This is a genomic window from Rhodococcus sp. C3V (assembly GCF_029269915.1).
Lineage (GTDB): Bacteria > Actinomycetota > Actinomycetes > Mycobacteriales > Mycobacteriaceae > Rhodococcus_F > Rhodococcus_F qingshengii.
Genome location: NZ_JARJBE010000002.1, coordinates 456015 through 472503, shown reverse-complemented (window position 1 = coordinate 472503; position 16489 = coordinate 456015). Strand labels below are relative to the sequence as shown.

General features: G+C 64.6%; 11 protein-coding genes. 6 read left to right on the top strand and 5 right to left on the bottom strand.

Going from position 1 to position 16489, the window contains the following annotated elements; translation table 11 throughout:
• Window positions 1–12: 12 nt before the first annotated feature.
• The gene (locus tag P3G66_RS07195) at window positions 13–3375 is read left to right on the top strand and encodes an ATP-dependent DNA helicase (RefSeq protein ID WP_050654904.1); all 3363 of its coding nucleotides are present in this window, start codon (window positions 13–15) and stop codon (window positions 3373–3375) included.
• Window positions 3376–6768 (top strand): ATP-dependent DNA helicase, encoded by a 3393-nt coding sequence (locus P3G66_RS07190; protein ID WP_073512807.1) that lies wholly within the window; start codon window positions 3376–3378, stop codon window positions 6766–6768.
• Here the strand turns inward: P3G66_RS07190 and P3G66_RS07185 are convergent.
• Window positions 6765–7166, bottom strand: coding sequence for a hypothetical protein (locus P3G66_RS07185; RefSeq protein WP_003942341.1), 402 nt, complete (start codon window positions 7164–7166; stop codon window positions 6765–6767). The two genes, P3G66_RS07190 and P3G66_RS07185, sit on opposite strands and share 4 nt — an antisense overlap.
• Before the next feature lie 156 nt (window positions 7167–7322).
• Here P3G66_RS07185 and P3G66_RS07180 point away from each other — a divergent pair, with 156 nt between their 5' ends.
• Window positions 7323–8390: a potassium channel family protein gene (locus P3G66_RS07180; protein WP_003942296.1), complete on the top strand. Its 1068-nt coding sequence runs from the start codon at window positions 7323–7325 to the stop codon at window positions 8388–8390.
• Between the two features lie 38 nt (window positions 8391–8428).
• On the top strand, window positions 8429–9328 hold the full coding sequence (nudC, locus tag P3G66_RS07175; protein WP_007731249.1) for an NAD(+) diphosphatase: 900 nt from the start codon (window positions 8429–8431) through the stop codon (window positions 9326–9328).
• Between the two features lie 14 nt (window positions 9329–9342).
• Here the strand turns inward: nudC and P3G66_RS07170 are convergent, their stop codons facing one another.
• A complete protein-coding gene (locus tag P3G66_RS07170) occupies window positions 9343–9600 on the bottom strand; it encodes a mycoredoxin (protein WP_003942350.1) in 258 nt (85 codons plus the stop codon).
• A gap of 103 nt (window positions 9601–9703) precedes the next feature.
• On the opposite strand from P3G66_RS07170, the gene P3G66_RS07165 reads away from it, so the two are divergent.
• Both P3G66_RS07165 and P3G66_RS07160 read left to right on the top strand, forming a co-directional pair.
• Window positions 9704–11842 (top strand): ATP-dependent DNA helicase UvrD2, encoded by a 2139-nt coding sequence (locus tag P3G66_RS07165; RefSeq protein WP_003942300.1) that lies wholly within the window; start codon window positions 9704–9706, stop codon window positions 11840–11842.
• Between the two features lie 513 nt (window positions 11843–12355).
• Window positions 12356–12679: a WhiB family transcriptional regulator gene (locus P3G66_RS07160; RefSeq protein WP_003942321.1), complete on the top strand. Its 324-nt coding sequence runs from the start codon at window positions 12356–12358 to the stop codon at window positions 12677–12679.
• A 26-nt stretch (window positions 12680–12705) separates the two neighbouring features.
• Here the strand turns inward: P3G66_RS07160 and P3G66_RS07155 are convergent, their stop codons facing one another.
• The 3 genes from P3G66_RS07155 to P3G66_RS07145 all read right to left on the bottom strand — a co-directional run bounded on the left by P3G66_RS07155 (window position 12706) and on the right by P3G66_RS07145 (window position 16467).
• Window positions 12706–14049 (bottom strand): AarF/UbiB family protein, encoded by a 1344-nt coding sequence (locus P3G66_RS07155; protein WP_276116348.1) that lies wholly within the window; start codon window positions 14047–14049, stop codon window positions 12706–12708.
• A 4-nt stretch (window positions 14050–14053) separates the two neighbouring features.
• Window positions 14054–14968 (bottom strand): hypothetical protein, encoded by a 915-nt coding sequence (locus P3G66_RS07150; protein WP_030534994.1) that lies wholly within the window; start codon window positions 14966–14968, stop codon window positions 14054–14056.
• Window positions 14969–15066: 98 nt separating this feature from the next.
• Complete coding sequence (locus P3G66_RS07145; protein ID WP_003942352.1) at window positions 15067–16467, bottom strand: zinc-dependent metalloprotease; 1401 nt, start codon at window positions 16465–16467, stop codon at window positions 15067–15069.
• Window positions 16468–16489 lie beyond the last annotated feature (22 nt).

Below are 16489 nucleotides of genomic sequence, written 5' to 3'. Positions count from 1 at the left end.
TGGAATGCCTGGGTGAGTGAGACGGCAACACGCAGCAAGGTCACCATTCCGCGGGCGCGGTTGGTGCACCGAACTGCGCCGTCTCCGATACCCCGAACGTGGGACGAAGGGACGGCCCGGCTGTTCGCGCCGCCGTCCGAGGATCCGTTCCAACTCGCGTTCGGCCCTGTTTCATTCGGCTCGGGGGCCGCCTGGAGTCCCTGGCAGGTACTCGGCAGCCCCGGAACCGGCAAGACGTCCCTTCTGGTGGATCTGGCAGTGCAGAAGATCTCCGGTGGCGAAGATCCTGAATCGGTCCTGGTGCTCACCCAGTCGCGCCGGGCAGCGACGCAGGTCCGCGAGCAGATCACGGCCGGGTTGCTCGGGTACGAACAAGAACGCGGACCGCAGGCAACTCGTGAGCCGTTGGTCCGCACCGTTCACTCGTACGCCTTTGCCGTACTCCGGCTTCAAGCCGCAGCGCACGGCAACGCGCCGCCACGCCTGATCACCGGCGCCGAGCAGGACTCGGTGCTCCGAGAGATGTTGCGCGGCGACATCGAAGACGGTGCGCTCCGGTGGCCGGAGCGCCTGCGACCCGCATTGGGTTTGAACGGCTTTGCCGTCGAACTTCGAGATCTGATGTTGCGAGCGAACGAGCGCGGACTCGGCCCCGAAGATCTGGTCAAGCTCGGCAAGAAGCGTGGACGTCCGGAGTGGGTGGCGGCCGGGCGGTTCGCCGAGGCCTACGAGCAAGGCGTGCTGCTGCGCGGCAGTGTCGGTGTCGAGGCTCCGGAGGCGACGGCGCCGGCGCTCGACGCGGCCGAGTTGATCGGTGCGGCATTGACCGCGTTCGCCACCGATCCCGAATTGCTTCGCTCCGAGCGCGCTCGGATCCGGCACCTACTCGTCGACGACGCACAACATCTGGATCCGCAGGCGGCGCAGCTGGTTCGGCTGATCGGAACCGCAACTGCGGGCACGGTCATCGCCGGTGATCCCGATCAGTCGGTCTTCGGGTTCCGCGGTGCGGATTCGGCGTTCCTACTCGGACTCGCCGAGCGCGGAGACGAGCGCCAGATCGTCCTGCCCACCACGTTTCGCAACAACGCCGACGTCGCGTCGATCGCGGCGAAGATCGCTGCGCGGCTGCCCGGCAACCTCGCTCATCGCATCGCGGTTCCATCCGATCTCACCGATGAGGACCCGGGGCGGGCGTCGGTGCGGGTTCTCGGTACGACGGCCAAAGAAGCGGCAGTCGTCGCAGATACCTTGCGCCGGGCGCATCTGCTGGACGGGATTGCTTGGTCCGACATGGCCGTCATCGTTCGGTCGGTCCCGCGCACTCTCGCCCCTCTCCGGCGAGCCCTGCTCGCGGCCGGGGTACCCGTCACGACCGCTGCCACCGAATTGCCGCTGGCCAGGCAACACGGAGTGTCCGGCCTGCTGCTGGTCCTTCGGGCGCTCGGCGGCGATCAGTTCACCGGCGACGACGCGCTTGCCCTGATGGCCGGTCCCATCGGCGGCGCCGAGCCGGTCACCCTGCGCCGGTTGCGTCGTGGCCTGCGCCGGGTCGAGTTGGCATCGGGAAGTGATCGGGACTCCTCGGAGTTGTTGCGGCTCATTCTGATCGACGAGGATCGTGCGCAGTCCAAGCGCCTCATGGGCAAGTTGACAGACGTCGAAGCTGCGGCACTCAATCGCGTGCTGTCGGTCCTTCGCAAGGCCCGAGTGCCTCTCGAGCGAGGTCTCGGGGTCGAAGAAGTTCTGTGGGCGGCATGGCAGGCGACGGGGCTGGAACGACGCTGGGCGGCTGCGTCGGCGCGCGGCGGACCTATCGGCTCACAGGCCGATCGAGACCTCGACGCAGTCGTCGCACTTTTCGACGCGGCCGCCAACTACGTCGACCGGTTGCCGCGTTCGCAACTCGCCGGTTTCGTCGACTACTTGACCAGCCAGGAGATACCGACCGACTCGCGGAGCCGATCGGTCATCACTCCCGACGCCGTCACCGTGGTCAGCGCTCACGCCGCGGCGGGTCGCGAATGGGCGGTCGTGGCGGTGGCGGGTGTGCAGGAGGGGCTCTGGCCGAGTTTGCGGGCACGCGGATCGCTACTGCGTACCGAAGCGCTGATCGACCTGGTCAACGGAGTCTCCGACGGCAGTGACTCGGCTGCCGAACGACTCTCGCGAACCGCACCGCTTCTGGCCGAAGAACGCAGGTTGTTCCTGGTTGCCTGTAGCCGTGCTCGTCGCCGTCTGCTGATCACCGCAGTCGAATCGGCTTCGGGGGACACCGACTTGGTGCCTTCGCGGTTCGTGGACGAATTGATCCGTGGTGACGCGTACTCGGACGATCCGTCCTCCGATCTCGACGTCGTTGCACCCGAGACCGGGGATACCCGGGTTCTGTCGCTGCCTGCACTGGTCGCACAGCTTCGCAGCGTCGTGTGTGATCCCGACATCGCGCATTTCGACCCCGAGAAGCATTCCCGGGCCGCTCGCCAGTTGGCACGTCTGGCTGCTGCCGGGGTACGCGGCGCGCACCCGGATCAGTGGTACGGCACAGCCGAGCCGAGTACCGCTGCTCCCATGTGGCAGCCCGAGGACGGACCGGTTTCACTATCGCCGTCCACCATCGAGCTTCTCGAAACATGCCCTCTCCGATGGGTGTTCGAGCGTCATGGCGGCAGCGACGGAGACAACACTCATGCGATCGCCGGTACGCTGGTCCATACCTTGGTGCAGGCATTGGCCGGCCGGATTCCACCGGATCAAGTCGAGAAGGCACTCGAAAATGCCTGGGAATCCATCGATCTGGGATCGCAGTGGTACTCGCGCCGCGAACTCAATCGAACTCGGGAGATGCTGGCGACGTTCACCGCCTGGATGAACGCAACTCGCGGCGAACTGACCGAAGTCGGCGTCGAGGTCGCGGTCGAGGGGGTCCTCGAACCACGTGAGGAGGGAGCGCCTGCGGTCAAGCTTCGTGGCCGGATCGACCGGCTCGAGCGCGACACCGAAGGCCGTCCGGTGGTTGTCGACGTCAAGACTGCGCGAAACCCTGTCAGCAACGAGGCCGCGCAATCTCACGCGCAGTTGGCGGCGTACCAGGTCGCAGCGGCCGAAGGTGCGATTGCCGGCGAACCGGCCACACAACCCGGCGGTGCACGCCTGGTATTCGTGGCCAAGTCCAACAAGAAAGACGGTGCGGCGCAGCGAGTTCAGCCGCCGCTGACGGCCGAAGCCGTCGAGATGTGGCGAGACGTCATCCACAACGCAGCGGCAGCGACCCAAGGGCCGCAGTATCTGGCCAGGGTCAACGACGGATGTAGACATTGCCCGGTGCGCTCGAGTTGCCCGGCACACGACGAGGGACGACAGGTGAGTAACTAAGTGGCTGCCGCGACGCAGAAGGCACGCCGACCGAAGATCGATCCTGTCGACCTGGCGGTCGCGCTCGGTCAACACCCGCCGACGCCGGAACAGGCGGCAGTCATCGCCGCACCGCTCGGTCCGACATTGGTCGTCGCCGGTGCCGGTGCCGGTAAGACCGAGACGATGGCTGCTCGCGTCGTGTGGCTTGTGGCCAACGGCTTCGTCGATCCCGAGGCCGTTCTCGGATTGACCTTCACGCGCAAAGCGGCACAACAGCTCACGTCGCGAATCCGCAAGCGCTTGGCGCGACTGGCGGGTTCGGACGTTCTGCGGGCACTCGACCCGACCGGCGGAGTGCGTTCCCGGATTCTGGCCGGGGAACCCGAAGTCAGTACCTACCATGCTTACGCGGGACGGTTGCTGTCCGAGCACGGACTGCTGTTGCCGATCGAACCCTCGGCGACGCTGTTGTCCGAGACCGAACTGTGGCAGGTTGCGCACCGCGTCGTGAGCGGCTGGGACAGTGATCTGGACACCGACAAGAATCCGGGGTCCATCACCGAAACCGTTCTGGCCCTTGCCGGTCAGTTGGCGGAGCACCTGGTCGACCCCGAGCAGTTGCTCGAGGCCCACACCGAGTTGGACAAGCTGATTCACACTCTGCCCGCCGGTCCGAAACAGCGGGGTGGGCCGAGCAAAGAGCTGTTGAATTACCTTGATGTGCAACACAAACGCATCGAGCTACTGCCCCTCGTTGCCCGGCTGGGTGAGACGCTGCGGCGTGAAGGCGCATTGGATTTCGGCAGCCAGATGTCGCTGTCGGCCCGTGTCGCCTCCGAACATCCCGAGGTCGGGCAAACCGAGCGTGAGCGCTTTCGGGTAGTTCTTCTCGACGAGTACCAGGACACCGGTCACGCTCAGCGAGTGTTGTTGTCCTCGTTGTTCGGTGGGGGAGCCGACGGCCGGTTGGCGCTGACAGCCGTCGGCGATCCGATGCAGTCGATCTACGGTTGGCGAGGCGCGTCGGCGGCCAACCTGCCACGGTTTGCAACCGACTTCCCGCTTGCCAACGGAAAGCCGGCTCCGACGCTCGAACTGCTCACCAGTTGGCGTAACCCGCCGGAGGCTCTCGAACTGGCAAACCTGTCGTCGGCACCGTTGCGCCGACGCGGTGTGGCCGTCAGCACACTTCGTGCGCGGCCGGGAGCCGTCGCCGGAGACGTTCGACTGGCGCTGCTCGGAGACGTCGAACAGGAACGTCAGTGGGTTGCGGAGAAGATCGCCGAAGAATACGAGGCGGCACGTGCCGAAGACCGCCCGACGCCCACGGCAGCGGTGTTGATCCGCCGCAACGCCGATGCTGCCCCGCTGGCCGAGGCTTTGCGGTCCAAAGGTCTGCCCGTCGAAGTGGTCGGACTCGGTGGGCTCCTGCACACACCCGAGGTGGCGGACGTGATCGCCATGCTCCGAGTGGTCGCCGATCCGCTGGCGGGCAGCGCCGCCGTTCGGCTGCTCACCGGAGCGAGATGGCAGATCGGCGCGAAGGACCTCGCCGCACTCTCGCAACGCTCCCGCGAACTTGCCATCTCCGCCGGATACGGAACAGCGGGTGCGGTCACCGACGCCGAGGCGCTCACCTCGGCAGTTCAGGACGCGCTGCCGGGGGAGAACGCCGAGCAAGCAGGATTGGTCGATTCGATCTCCGATCCAGGCCCGGCAGAACGTTATTCAGCTCTCGGGTACACACGCATCAACGCGATAGCGGCAGAGTTGGCGTCGTTGCGCGAACGTATCGGCCAGCCGCTCACCGAACTGGTGGCGGAGGTCGAGCGGGTGCTCGGTATCGGAATCGAGGCAGGCGCGCGAACCCGAGTCGGTGTCGTCGGGACCGCGGGCCGCGAGCATCTCGACGCATTTGCCGACGTCGTCGCCAATTACGCGACGCGTCCAACAGCCAATCTGCCCGGGATGCTCGCATTCTTCGCGGCCGCCGAACAGATCGAAAAGGGCCTCACTCCGGGCGAAGTGGAGGTGGCGCCGGATCGCGTGCAGATCTTGACCGTGCACTCGGCGAAGGGGCTCGAATGGGAAGTAGTGGCGATCCCGCATGTCAGCGACGGGGTGTTCCCCTCGTCCACCGCGTCCGGATCGTGGCTCGGGGCGCTCGCCGAACTGCCACCGTCGTTGCGTGGTGACCGGGCGGTCGACGCGGATTCGGCCGACGGAGTTCCGGTGCTCGACCTCGAGGAGCTGTACAACCGCAAGGACCTCGAGAACGCGATCACGGCGCACAAGAAGGCCTTGTCCAACCGTCGACTGGACGAGGACCGGCGACTGTTCTACGTCGCGCTGACCAGAACCGAACGGGCGCTGTTCATCTCGGCGCATCACTGGGCGGAATCCGGTTCGGAACCGAAGGGGCCTTCGGAGTTCCTGGACGAGCTGCATCAGATGGTCACGGCCGAAAACGATGCCGGTGAAGAAGACTCACGCGGTGCGATCGGCGTCGTGGAGGAATGGGCGCCTGCACCGGAACCCGACACCGAGAACCCGTTGGCCTCCACACCCCGTACGGCGCAGTGGCCGCCCGACCCGCTGGGTGCGCGTCGCGGCGCGGTCGAGGCCGGAGCCGCGAGCGTCCTGTCCGCACTTGCATCGCTGCCGCAAGACAGCAAAGAGACGGAAGAACCGGAGGACGATCCGGAGAACTGGGCCTCGGACGTCGACGTTCTCCTGGCCGAGCGCGAAGCCCGGGCAAACGCGCGTGCCGAAGTGATTCTCCCGGCGCAGCTTTCGGTGACTCAGCTCGTCGACCTCAAGGCAGATCCGGATGAACTCGCGGCACGGCTGCGTAGACCACTGCCGTACCCACCGAACCCGCTCGCTCGGCGCGGCACGGCTTTTCACGCCTGGATCGAGCGAAGGTTCGGTGCGACCCGACTGTTGGATCTCGACGAACTACCCGGCGCCGCGGATACCGGCGCGGGTCCCGAGACCGATCTGGTGAAACTTCAGGATGCGTTCCTGCGGTCCCCGTGGGCCAATCGCAGCCCGATCGAAGTGGAAGTTCCTTTCGAAACATCCATTGCCGGAACGGTTTTACGGGGTCGCATCGACGCTGTGTTCGCCGATCCCGACGGCGGATGGACGGTGATCGACTGGAAGACCGGTGCCGAACCGTCGGCCGCCAACGAGGACGCTGTTGTGATGCAGTTGGCCGCGTATCGGGTGGCCTGGGCCGAATTGATGTCAGCCAGAGCCCGTTCGGCGGGGCGCAACGAACAGTTTCCGGCCGACAAGGTCCGGGCGGCGTTTCACTACGTTCGATCGGGTCGCACCATCGCACCCGAGAACCTGCCGGACGGTGAGGCTCTCGCTCGCCTCATCCGAACGGCAGGCGCGCAAGATTAGCTTGCGTTTCGACGAGCCTTGAGTGCTTCGGTCACCAGCGGAACCTGCAGGGGAAGACGTGCGATCGAACCGATCTTCTGCGGTGTGGACGTCTTCGGGCTTCGGCACCAGTCGATCGCCATCTGGATGTTGGCGGGGAACACGGCAACAAAGAGCGCGGCGGCAAGGCCCGCGCCGAGCTTGCGGGTCTTCGGCACGGCCAAGGCAGCGCCGATCGCCAGTTCCGCGACGCCGGACACCTGGGTGTAGGTGCGGGCCTGTCCGGGAAGTTGGCGGGGAACGGTGCTGTCGAAGAAGGAAGGCGCCACGAAATGCATGGTGCCGGCGCCGAGAAGGAGGGCCGACAAACGAAGAGCGGCCGCTTGGCTGGGAGTGGACGTCGAACCGGTGAAAGGCATTTGCCCAGCCTGCCTCACGGTGGACCTTCTTGCCACTGCCGGCGCCACGACCCGCGCGCTATTCGGCGCCCGAGTTCCGAAGTCGATCTTCGAGGGTTACGCTGCCTGCCGATGTCCGTGTAGGTATTTCGTAAGTTCGAGTGAGAGAGTCGATGTATGGCCGGTAAGCTCCGGGCGCGTTTGACCAGGTCGGAAGCATTGACCGATCAGCCTGACTTCGCCCTTGTCGGGGTGCTGCGCATTCCCCAGCTACAGACAAGTCCGGCGCGGGCCATCTACAAGCGAGTTCTCATCGCGTTGGGTGCTCTCGGCGCCGCCGTGTTGATCGTGTACATCGATCGCGCGGGATACCGGGACGCACAGGACAACGAGCTGTCGCTGCTCGACTGCATTTACTATGCGACGGTTTCGCTCTCGACCACCGGCTACGGCGATATCACTCCGTTCACGCCGTCGGCGCGCCTGGTCAACGTCCTGTTGATCACGCCACTTCGGATCTTCTTCTTGATCGTGTTGGTCGGAACCACACTTTCAGCTCTGACCGAGAGTTCGCGTCAGGCGTTCAAAATTCAGCGTTGGAGGCAGCACGTGCGTAATCACACCGTCGTCGTCGGATACGGGACCAAGGGGCGGACGGCAATCGAAGCAATGCTCGGTGACGGTGTACCGGCGTCGGAGATCGTGGTCGTGGACACCGATCAGACCGTCCTCGATTCGGCGGCGAGCAAAGGCCTGGTGACGGTATTCGGTTCGGCGACGAAATCGGACGTACTTCGGTTGGCAGGTGCGCAGAATGCGTCGTCGATCATCGTGGCAACCAACCGTGACGACACCGCAGTGCTCGTGACGCTGACAGCCCGCGAAATCGCGCCGAAAGCCAAGATCGCCGCAGCCATCCGTGAAGCCGACAACGCGCATCTTCTGCGTCAGTCCGGCGCAGACTCCGTCGTCGTGTCCTCGGAGACGGCGGGTCGACTCCTCGGCATCGCGACCACGACGCCGACCGTCGTGGAGATGATCGAAGACCTGCTGACTCCGGAGGCCGGATTCGCGATTGCCGAGCGTGCCGTCGAGCGCGACGAGGTCGGCGGCTCTCCGCGTCATCTCTCCGACATCGTGCTCGGGGTCGTTCGCGACGGCCGTCTGGTTCGCGTCGGTTCGCCCGAGGTGGACGCCGTCGAGGAGAACGATCGACTGCTCTACATTCGCCGCGTCACGAACTGAGTGTTACCGAGCTTCGTGCGCGCAGTAATGTCGTGAGCGTGAACGACTTCCAGCTGACCGAAACACCTCTGCTCTCACGCTCGAGCGTCGGCCGCGCCGAGGAATTGCGGTCTGACGCCGCTGCACTGACGACGGGTTGGGCGGACGCACTGCTCCTCCGTGTGAATTCACGGGGTCAGGTCAAGGTGTCGCCGGAAGGTCAATTGGTCTTCGCCGAGGCAACCGAGTTGGGGCCCGAACCGGTGCGCGGCGCGGTGTTCCTGGGAATTCGGGAGAATCGCCACGTCTGGGCGGTGCGGGTGTCGCTGCTGGCGGGCACTTTGTCTGAATTGCGGATGCTCGGCGGAACACTCGACGACGCGGACGCCGGTTTGTTGACCGGTGCGGTCGCGATTCTCAACTGGCACGACAGTGCCGGATTCAGCGCTATCGACGGCGCACCGAGTGAACCCACGATGTCCGGCTGGTCACGCATTTCCACGTCCACCGGCCACGAGGAGTTTCCCCGAACGGATCCGGCGGTCATCTGCCTGGTGCACGACGGCGGCGATCGAGTTCTACTCGCGCGTCAGCCGACCTGGCCGCAGCGCCGTTTCTCGATTCTCGCGGGATTCGTCGAGGCCGGGGAGTCACTCGAAACGTGTGTTGTCCGCGAGATCAAGGAAGAAGTCGGTATCGACGTGCACAGCGTTCGATACCTCGGGAGCCAGCCCTGGCCGTTCCCTCGCTCGGTGATGTTGGGCTTCGCCGCAATCGGCGACCCCGCCGCTCCGCTGCTGTTCGCGGACGGCGAGATCGCCGAGGGCACCTGGTTTACGAAAGACGAGGTGCGCGCCGCTCTCGAACTCGGCGACTGGGGTTCGGAAGCGGACGCGCCACTGCTGCTGCCCGGGTCGATCTCCATCGCTCGCGGAATGCTCGAGAGCTGGGTCAAGTAGCAGTCGGAGGAGGTCTACAGACCCAGAGCCTGCTTGACCTGGTTGAGCGACGGGTTGGTCGCAACGCTGCCGTCGCCGTACTTCACGGTCGGAACGACGTGATTGCCACCGTTGACGCTGCCGACGAAATCGGCTGCTGCCGGATCGTTCTCGATGTCGATCTCGGTGTACTCGATCCCCGACGCGTTGAGCTGCGTCTTGAGGCGACGGCAGTAGCCGCACCACGTGGTCGAGTAGATGGTCAGGGCAGGCGCATTTTCGGTAGAAGTCACGGCCGATATAACACCACGACCGAGAGCGTTGTTCCGTATCGGCCCGTGTTCTCTTGCCCACATACCGTCGGGCGCGGCGAATGGAGTGTCGGAACGTCCTGCCATGATGGTCCCCATGCCTGCGGACACCGGACTGGATCCAGAACAATCGGCCGCCGTGCTCGCGCCACGCGGCCCGGTATGTGTCCTCGCGGGCGCTGGAACAGGCAAAACCCGCACCATCACGCGCCGGATCGCTCATCTGGTTGCCGACGGTCACGTGTCGGCCGGTCAGGTGCTTGCCGTGACGTTCACCGCTCGTGCGGCCGGGGAAATGCGTGGACGTCTCCGTGAGCTGGGCGTCGGCGGGAGTGGGCCGCAGGTGCAGGCTCGAACTTTTCACGCTGCTGCTCTCCGTCAACTGAAGTACTTCTGGCCGCAGGTTGTCGGCGACACGCCGTGGCGTCTGCTGGACCGAAAGTTCGCCGTTGTCAGCAGTGCCGCAGCCCGGGTGGGATTGTCCACCAGCACGGAAAGCGTCCGCGACCTCGCCAGTGAAATCGAGTGGTCGAAGGCGTCGCTGATCGCGCCGGAGGATTACCCACGCGCGATCGCCAAGATTCGCCGTGAGGCACCGGTCGATGCCACCAAGGTGGCCCAGGTGTATGCCGCATACGAAGAGCTGAAAGCACGCGGCCAGGACGGCATGCTGCTTGATTTCGACGATCTCCTACTGCACACGGCGGCAGCTCTCGAAGAGCATTCGACAGTCGCCGACGAGTTCCGCGAGCGGTATCGCTGCTTCGTCGTGGACGAGTATCAGGACGTCACCCCACTGCAGCAGCGTGTGCTCGACGCCTGGCTGGGCGACCGAGACGATCTGACCGTGGTGGGCGATGCGAATCAGACCATCTACTCCTTCACCGGAGCCACCCCCAACTATCTGTTGGACTTCTCCCGGAAATTCCCCGAAGCGACCGTCGTTCGGCTCGAACGGGATTACCGCTCCACCCCTGAGGTCGTGTCGTTGGCGAACCGCGTGATCGGTGCCGCGCGCGGGCGGATCGCCGGGACGCGTCTGCAGCTGATCGGGCAGCGCGCGCCGGGGCCTGAGCCGGAGTTCATGGAGTTCGACGACGAGCCGGCCGAAGCACTCGGCGTTGCGCGGGCGATCAAACGGCTGATCGCGGCAGGCACCCCTGCGGCCGAGATCGCTGTTCTGTACCGGATCAATGCTCAGTCGGAGGCGCACGAGCAGGCCCTGACGAAGCTGGGCATTCCGTTCCAGGTGCGCGGTGGAGAGGGCTTCTTCACTCGCACCGAGGTACGTCAGGCGGTGGCAGCGCTGCGTCAGGCTGCTGGACGCGACGACCTCCCCGAAGGTGCAGACAACGGCGAAGCGCTGGTCTCACTCGTCCGCGCTGTGCTCGCGCCGCTCGGCCTGACCAACGAAGAGCCTTCGGGTACTCAGGCACGCGAGCGCTGGGCTTCGCTCTCGGCTCTCGTGGCGCTCACCGAAGAACAACTTGTCCACGAACCTGAACTGACGCTCACCGGGCTTCTACAGGAGCTCACGGCCCGAGCCGAGGCGCGGCACCCACCGACCGTGCAAGGTGTGACGCTGGCCTCGCTCCACGCGGCCAAGGGACTCGAATGGGATGCGGTGTTCCTGGTCGGCCTCAACGACGGCACCCTGCCGATCCAACACGTTCTCGGCGACGCCAATTCGGGCGCCGACGACGTCGCGGTGGAGGAGGAGCGTCGGCTTCTGTACGTGGGGGTTACTCGCGCTCGCGAGCATCTGCAGCTGTCGTGGGCATTGGCCCGCAATGAGGGTGGACGCAAGTCCCGTCGCCGGTCGAGGTTCCTCAACGGGCTCATCCCCGAGGACTCGCCGGCCTCGCGCGTCGCCGCGCCGTCGTCGGGGAACAAGAAGCGTCCGCGCTGCCGCGTCTGCGGGAAACCGTTGATCGGGACGTCGGCGACCATGCTCGGGCGCTGCGAAAAATGCCCGTCCAATGTCGACCTGGAATTGCTCGAGCACCTCAAGGCCTGGCGTCTGGACAAGTCCCGAGAACTCAAAGTTCCGGCCTATGTCGTCTTCAGTGACAACACACTGATGGCTATTGCCGAACAACGACCACAAGATAATCGTGGACTGGTTTCGATCCCTGGAATCGGGCCGAAGAAACTCGACAACTTCGGGGAAGACGTACTAGCTGTCATTCGCGGTGAACTGCGAGCGGCAACACTCGATATCTGACAACACATCCGAATCGACAACGGTGAGTTACATAACCGCAGGTCAAAAATAGGTTGTGCAGATTCGGCAGATTCTCTACTCTGGTTTTCAGTGTTACGGGGCAACCTGTGCGCAGAAACTATCCGGACCGACACGAAATGGAGGTGGCAAAAAAATGACGAACTTGATCTCTTACGAAGCGTGCGCAAGCGCAAAGTTCGCTGTTGCCGCCCCCATGCTGCCGCGTGCAGCGGGATGGGCGCAGCATGCGCTCCGCCTGCGCCCTCAAGCAGCAGCAAAGAAAGCAGCTGTCGAGTCCGTGTTCTTAAGCCATCGAGGTATTTCTCGGTAGGACACATCCGTTCACTTACGGCCACGGACCCGCAGCCCCTGCGGACCGTGGCCTTTGTGTTGGATAGCCCTCTTCATCTGGTTTCCGACTCGGCTCAGGTTCGCACCCATCGAACCCATATCGTGCGACACAGTTTCGCATCCGAGCACTAGGAGACCGAGTTGTCTGCCCAGACAATCCGCGTGGAATCCGAAAACTCCACCACTGCAGTAACTTCCACCGACGTCACTTCGGCTGCAGTCACGTTCATCGAGGTCGCGTCCACCCGCCGCGACTTGCCGTGCCGGGCATCCAACCCCGATCTCTGGTTCGCCGAAGCTCCGGCCGAACTCGAGCAGGCCAAGGCACTGTGCGCGCAGTGCCCCATCCGTTCCCGTTGTCTCAGTGCGGCTCTCGACCGCGCCGAGCCATGGGGGGTGTGGGGCGGCGAGATCCTCGATCAGGGGGCCGTCATAGCGCGCAAGAGACCGAGAGGGCGCCCACGCAAGCAACTTGTGTGCGCGTGAGAGCCCTATTCGGCGGAGCCGGTGTCTTATTCGGCGGAGCCGGTGTCATCCAGAACCGGCTCCGCAAACCCTGGCAACCAACGAGTCAGGATTTCCATGTACGGGGCATATGCGTCCAACTGGGCGCATATGCCGACCGAACCGAGAAGAACACGGAAGATCATCAAATACTCGGCCGGAAGGTTGAGTGCACGGGCCGTTCGGAACTGCGCACTGTTGAAGTCAGTGGCGGTTCCGGCGGCCTTTTGCAGCCATGCCCGAGTGAAGTGAAATGACTCGGTCTGGATCGGGTCGGTGAAGGGTCGCAGGTAATCCGCGATCTCCTTGTCGGTCACCGTGCGTCCGGGGATCACGAAACCGTTGGCGCGCAACAACTCCGTCAACTCGTCGAATTGTTCCTCGACAGCCAAGCGCACCATCGTGCCGAGAACCCGTGGCAGTCCGTTCGGGAACGGCGCAGCAGCACCGAAGTCGATGACGCCGAGTTGTCCGTCCTCGAGAAGCATGAAATTGCCGGGGTGCGGGTCACAGTGGAGCAATCCGACACGGGCCGGAGACGCGAAGTGGAATTCGGCGAGTAGTGCACCGGCCGCATTGCGCTGCTCCGGCGTTCCACTCTCGATGATTCTGGTCAACGGGGTTGCCGTCATCCATTCGGTCACGACCACTTTTGGCGCGCTCGCCACGACGTGCGGGATCACGAATTGGGGATCTCCGTCGAACTCTTTGGCAAAAGCTCGCTGATTGTTCGCCTCGATCCGATAGTCGAGTTCTTCCTCCGTGCGCGCGGTGAACTCCTCGATCACGGGCCGCACGTCGACACCGGGCATGACCGAACCGAAGAGACCGGCAAATCTGCCCAGGGTCTTGAGATCGGCGCGTAGAGCTTCGTCGGCGCCGGGGTACTGAACTTTCACGGCTACGTCGCGGCCGTCCGCCCAGACGGCTCGATGAACCTGCCCGATGCTTGCCGACGCGGTCGGTTCATCGTCGAACGACTGGAATCGGTCGCGCCACTTGGTTCCGAGTTGCTGGTCGAGCATCTTGTGTACTTGCTTGGTCGGCAGCGGTGGGGCAGCGGCCTGAAGCTTGTTCAGCGACTCGCGGTACGGTTCGGCGAATTCCTCCGGAATTGCCGCCTCCATGACGCTGAGCGCTTGGCCCAGCTTCATCGCGCCGCCCTTGAGTTCGCCCAGCACCGCGAACAGTTGCTCGGCGGCCTTCGCGCTCAACTGCGCGTCGATCTCGCCTTTGTCGCCGCCGGCGAGCTTGCGTCCGAAGCCCATGGCGGCGCGACCGGCCATCCCCAGGGGGATGCTCGCGAGTTTGGCAGTACGGGCAGAACTCTTGCGTGGGATCTCGGACACCACACCATCATGTCTGACTGGGGCGTCCTTTGCCCGAAACAGGTGCCAGGTATTGGCAACTGCAGGATATTTGCCGAGGCCAGCGCCTGGTTGTGATCCGATACGGACGGAACGCGATCTCGAGCGTCGACGACAGACTGGCCGCATGCGTCGCCGCTGTCTCCGATAATGCGGAGTCGATCTCGGCCAGGGCCAGCGCGACACTTGCATGGATCATCGCCGATTCCGCGTGGCCTGCGCTGCCGAGTAGCTGCGCGGACAGATGAAGCCAATGAGGGTCGAGTTCGGATCGGAGGATGTCGGCGCACCGCAGGCAACTCGACTGACCAGGCAGGACAAGAGGCCCGACCACACCGTTGCCGTCGCGGATGCGGATGGAAAGGTGGGGGAGTCCGCAGCGAACGAGATCGCTGACCAGACGAGGATCAGTTACGACGTCGTCGGCCAGGACCACCAGTTGTTCGTTCCACGTGCGCACGACGTCGGTGTTGCGATACCCGCGCGAGCGACGCGTGCTGACCCCGCCGGCGACCAGTGCGCGCTCGATGGCGTCAGAGAGCGGACCGACACCGTGAATCCGTACCGTCGCGGTGCTTCTGCGGGCAGTGTGGACGAAACCGGAATCGGCGAGTTGCTCGAGCAACTCCTCCGTCACCGACGTGGGAATCCCGCGCCTCGACGCTTCCCAGAGGATGTTTGCGCGGGATCTCGAGCCGTCCATTTTGCGCAGGATCGACTTCACCGCGCGATCGTCGACCCCGACAGGCAGAGTCAGCAGGACGGCATGTCCGGGGGTCCATCCCAGCTGCAGTCGACCGTCCGGGCGCGACAGAACAGCGATCCGCGGGTCCCATCGAGGTCCCGCGGATCGCTGTGAAGTGCTGTCTTGTCTGGTGTCGTCGTGTGTGTGACCGGTCATCATTCGATGCTGGCACGACGGGCCCTCGGCGAGTCCCCGTCAGCGGCAGTTATCCACAGGCGGTCATCGCGGCTGATCTGCGAAAATCGGTCGAGAAGGGATTACTTCTCTTCGTCGTCCTCGCGGGTCTTGTCCATCGCTTCCTCGGCCGCACGCTCTTTTGCCACGACGGCTTCGAGCTGGGCTATCGGGTCGTCGAAATTACCGGCTTCGCCGGCGCCGAGGACACGGGCGACAAATCCGTCCGGTGCGTCGAGATCGCTCGAATCGGGCATCAGGTCGGGATGCGACCAGACGCCGTCGCGAACGTCCATACCGGCTTCCGCAGTGAGCTTCTGCCACAAACCGGCCGCTTCACGGACCTTGCGAGGACGAAGTTCGAGTCCGACCAGCGTCGCAAAGGTCTGTTCGGCGGGGCCGCCGGTAGCGCGGCGACGCCGCAACGTCTCACTCATCGCGGCAACACCAGGCAGTCGCTCGCCGAGTGCGGCGGTGACGACCGTCTCCACCCAACCCTCGACCAGCGCAAGCAGAGTCTCGAGACGTTCGAGAGCGGCTTTCTGCTCCGGTGTGTTCTGCGGCTCGAACGTGCCCTGCTGCATCAGCGCTTCGAGCTTGCTCGGATCGGTGAGAGCGGATGGATCGAGGTCCTTGGCGAATTCTTCCATCGCCGAGAAGTCCATGGTGATTCCGCGGGCGTATTCCTCCACTGTCGCGAGAACACGCTGGCGCAGCCACGGAACGTGACTGTAAAGGCGCTGATGAGCGGCTTCCCGCGCGGCGAGGAAGACCAGAACTTCCTGATGCGGCTGTTCGAGACCCTCACTGAAAGCCTGAACCGCAGCCGGGAGAAGGGCCGCGGTGCCTTCGGGGCCGAGGGGCAGGCCGATGTCAGTGGAGGAGAGCACCTCGGTGGACAGTTGGCCGAGTGCCTGGCCCAATTGCGAGCCGAACGCGAGTCCGCCCATCTGGCCGAGCATGCCCAGCATCGGGCCAGCCATCTGCTGTGCTTCGGCCGGAAGACCCTGGACCCACATGCCCGCTACCTTCTCGGCCACCGGATCACAGAGTCGCTTCCACGTGTCGATCGTGTTGTCGAGCCAGTCGTTCGGAGTCCACGCAAGAGTGCGGCTCGCTCCGGCAGGGAGCGTTGTCGCGGCGTCCAGCCACATCTCGGCCAGGTGCGCGGCGTCGGCGATCGCCTTGACGTTGCCCTCGGTGATCGGTGTGACCGATCCGATCTGTTGGCGTGCCAGCTTCTTGGCGATGTCGTAGTTGACCGGGCCGGACGTACCGCCCTGGCCCATCGACGAGCCCATTCCGCTCAGCATCTGCCCGAACTGGGTGAGCATCTGGCCGAGCTGAGCCGGATCGAATCCCTCACCGCCCGCGCCGAACCCGAACGGCATGTCACCACCCCCGAACGGATTGCCACCCGCCGCGTTCTTGTCGCGATCGGGATCGTCGTCGGAGTTGGAGAAGCCGAACGGCATATTGCTCATACCTCAACGGTACAAGGCTCGA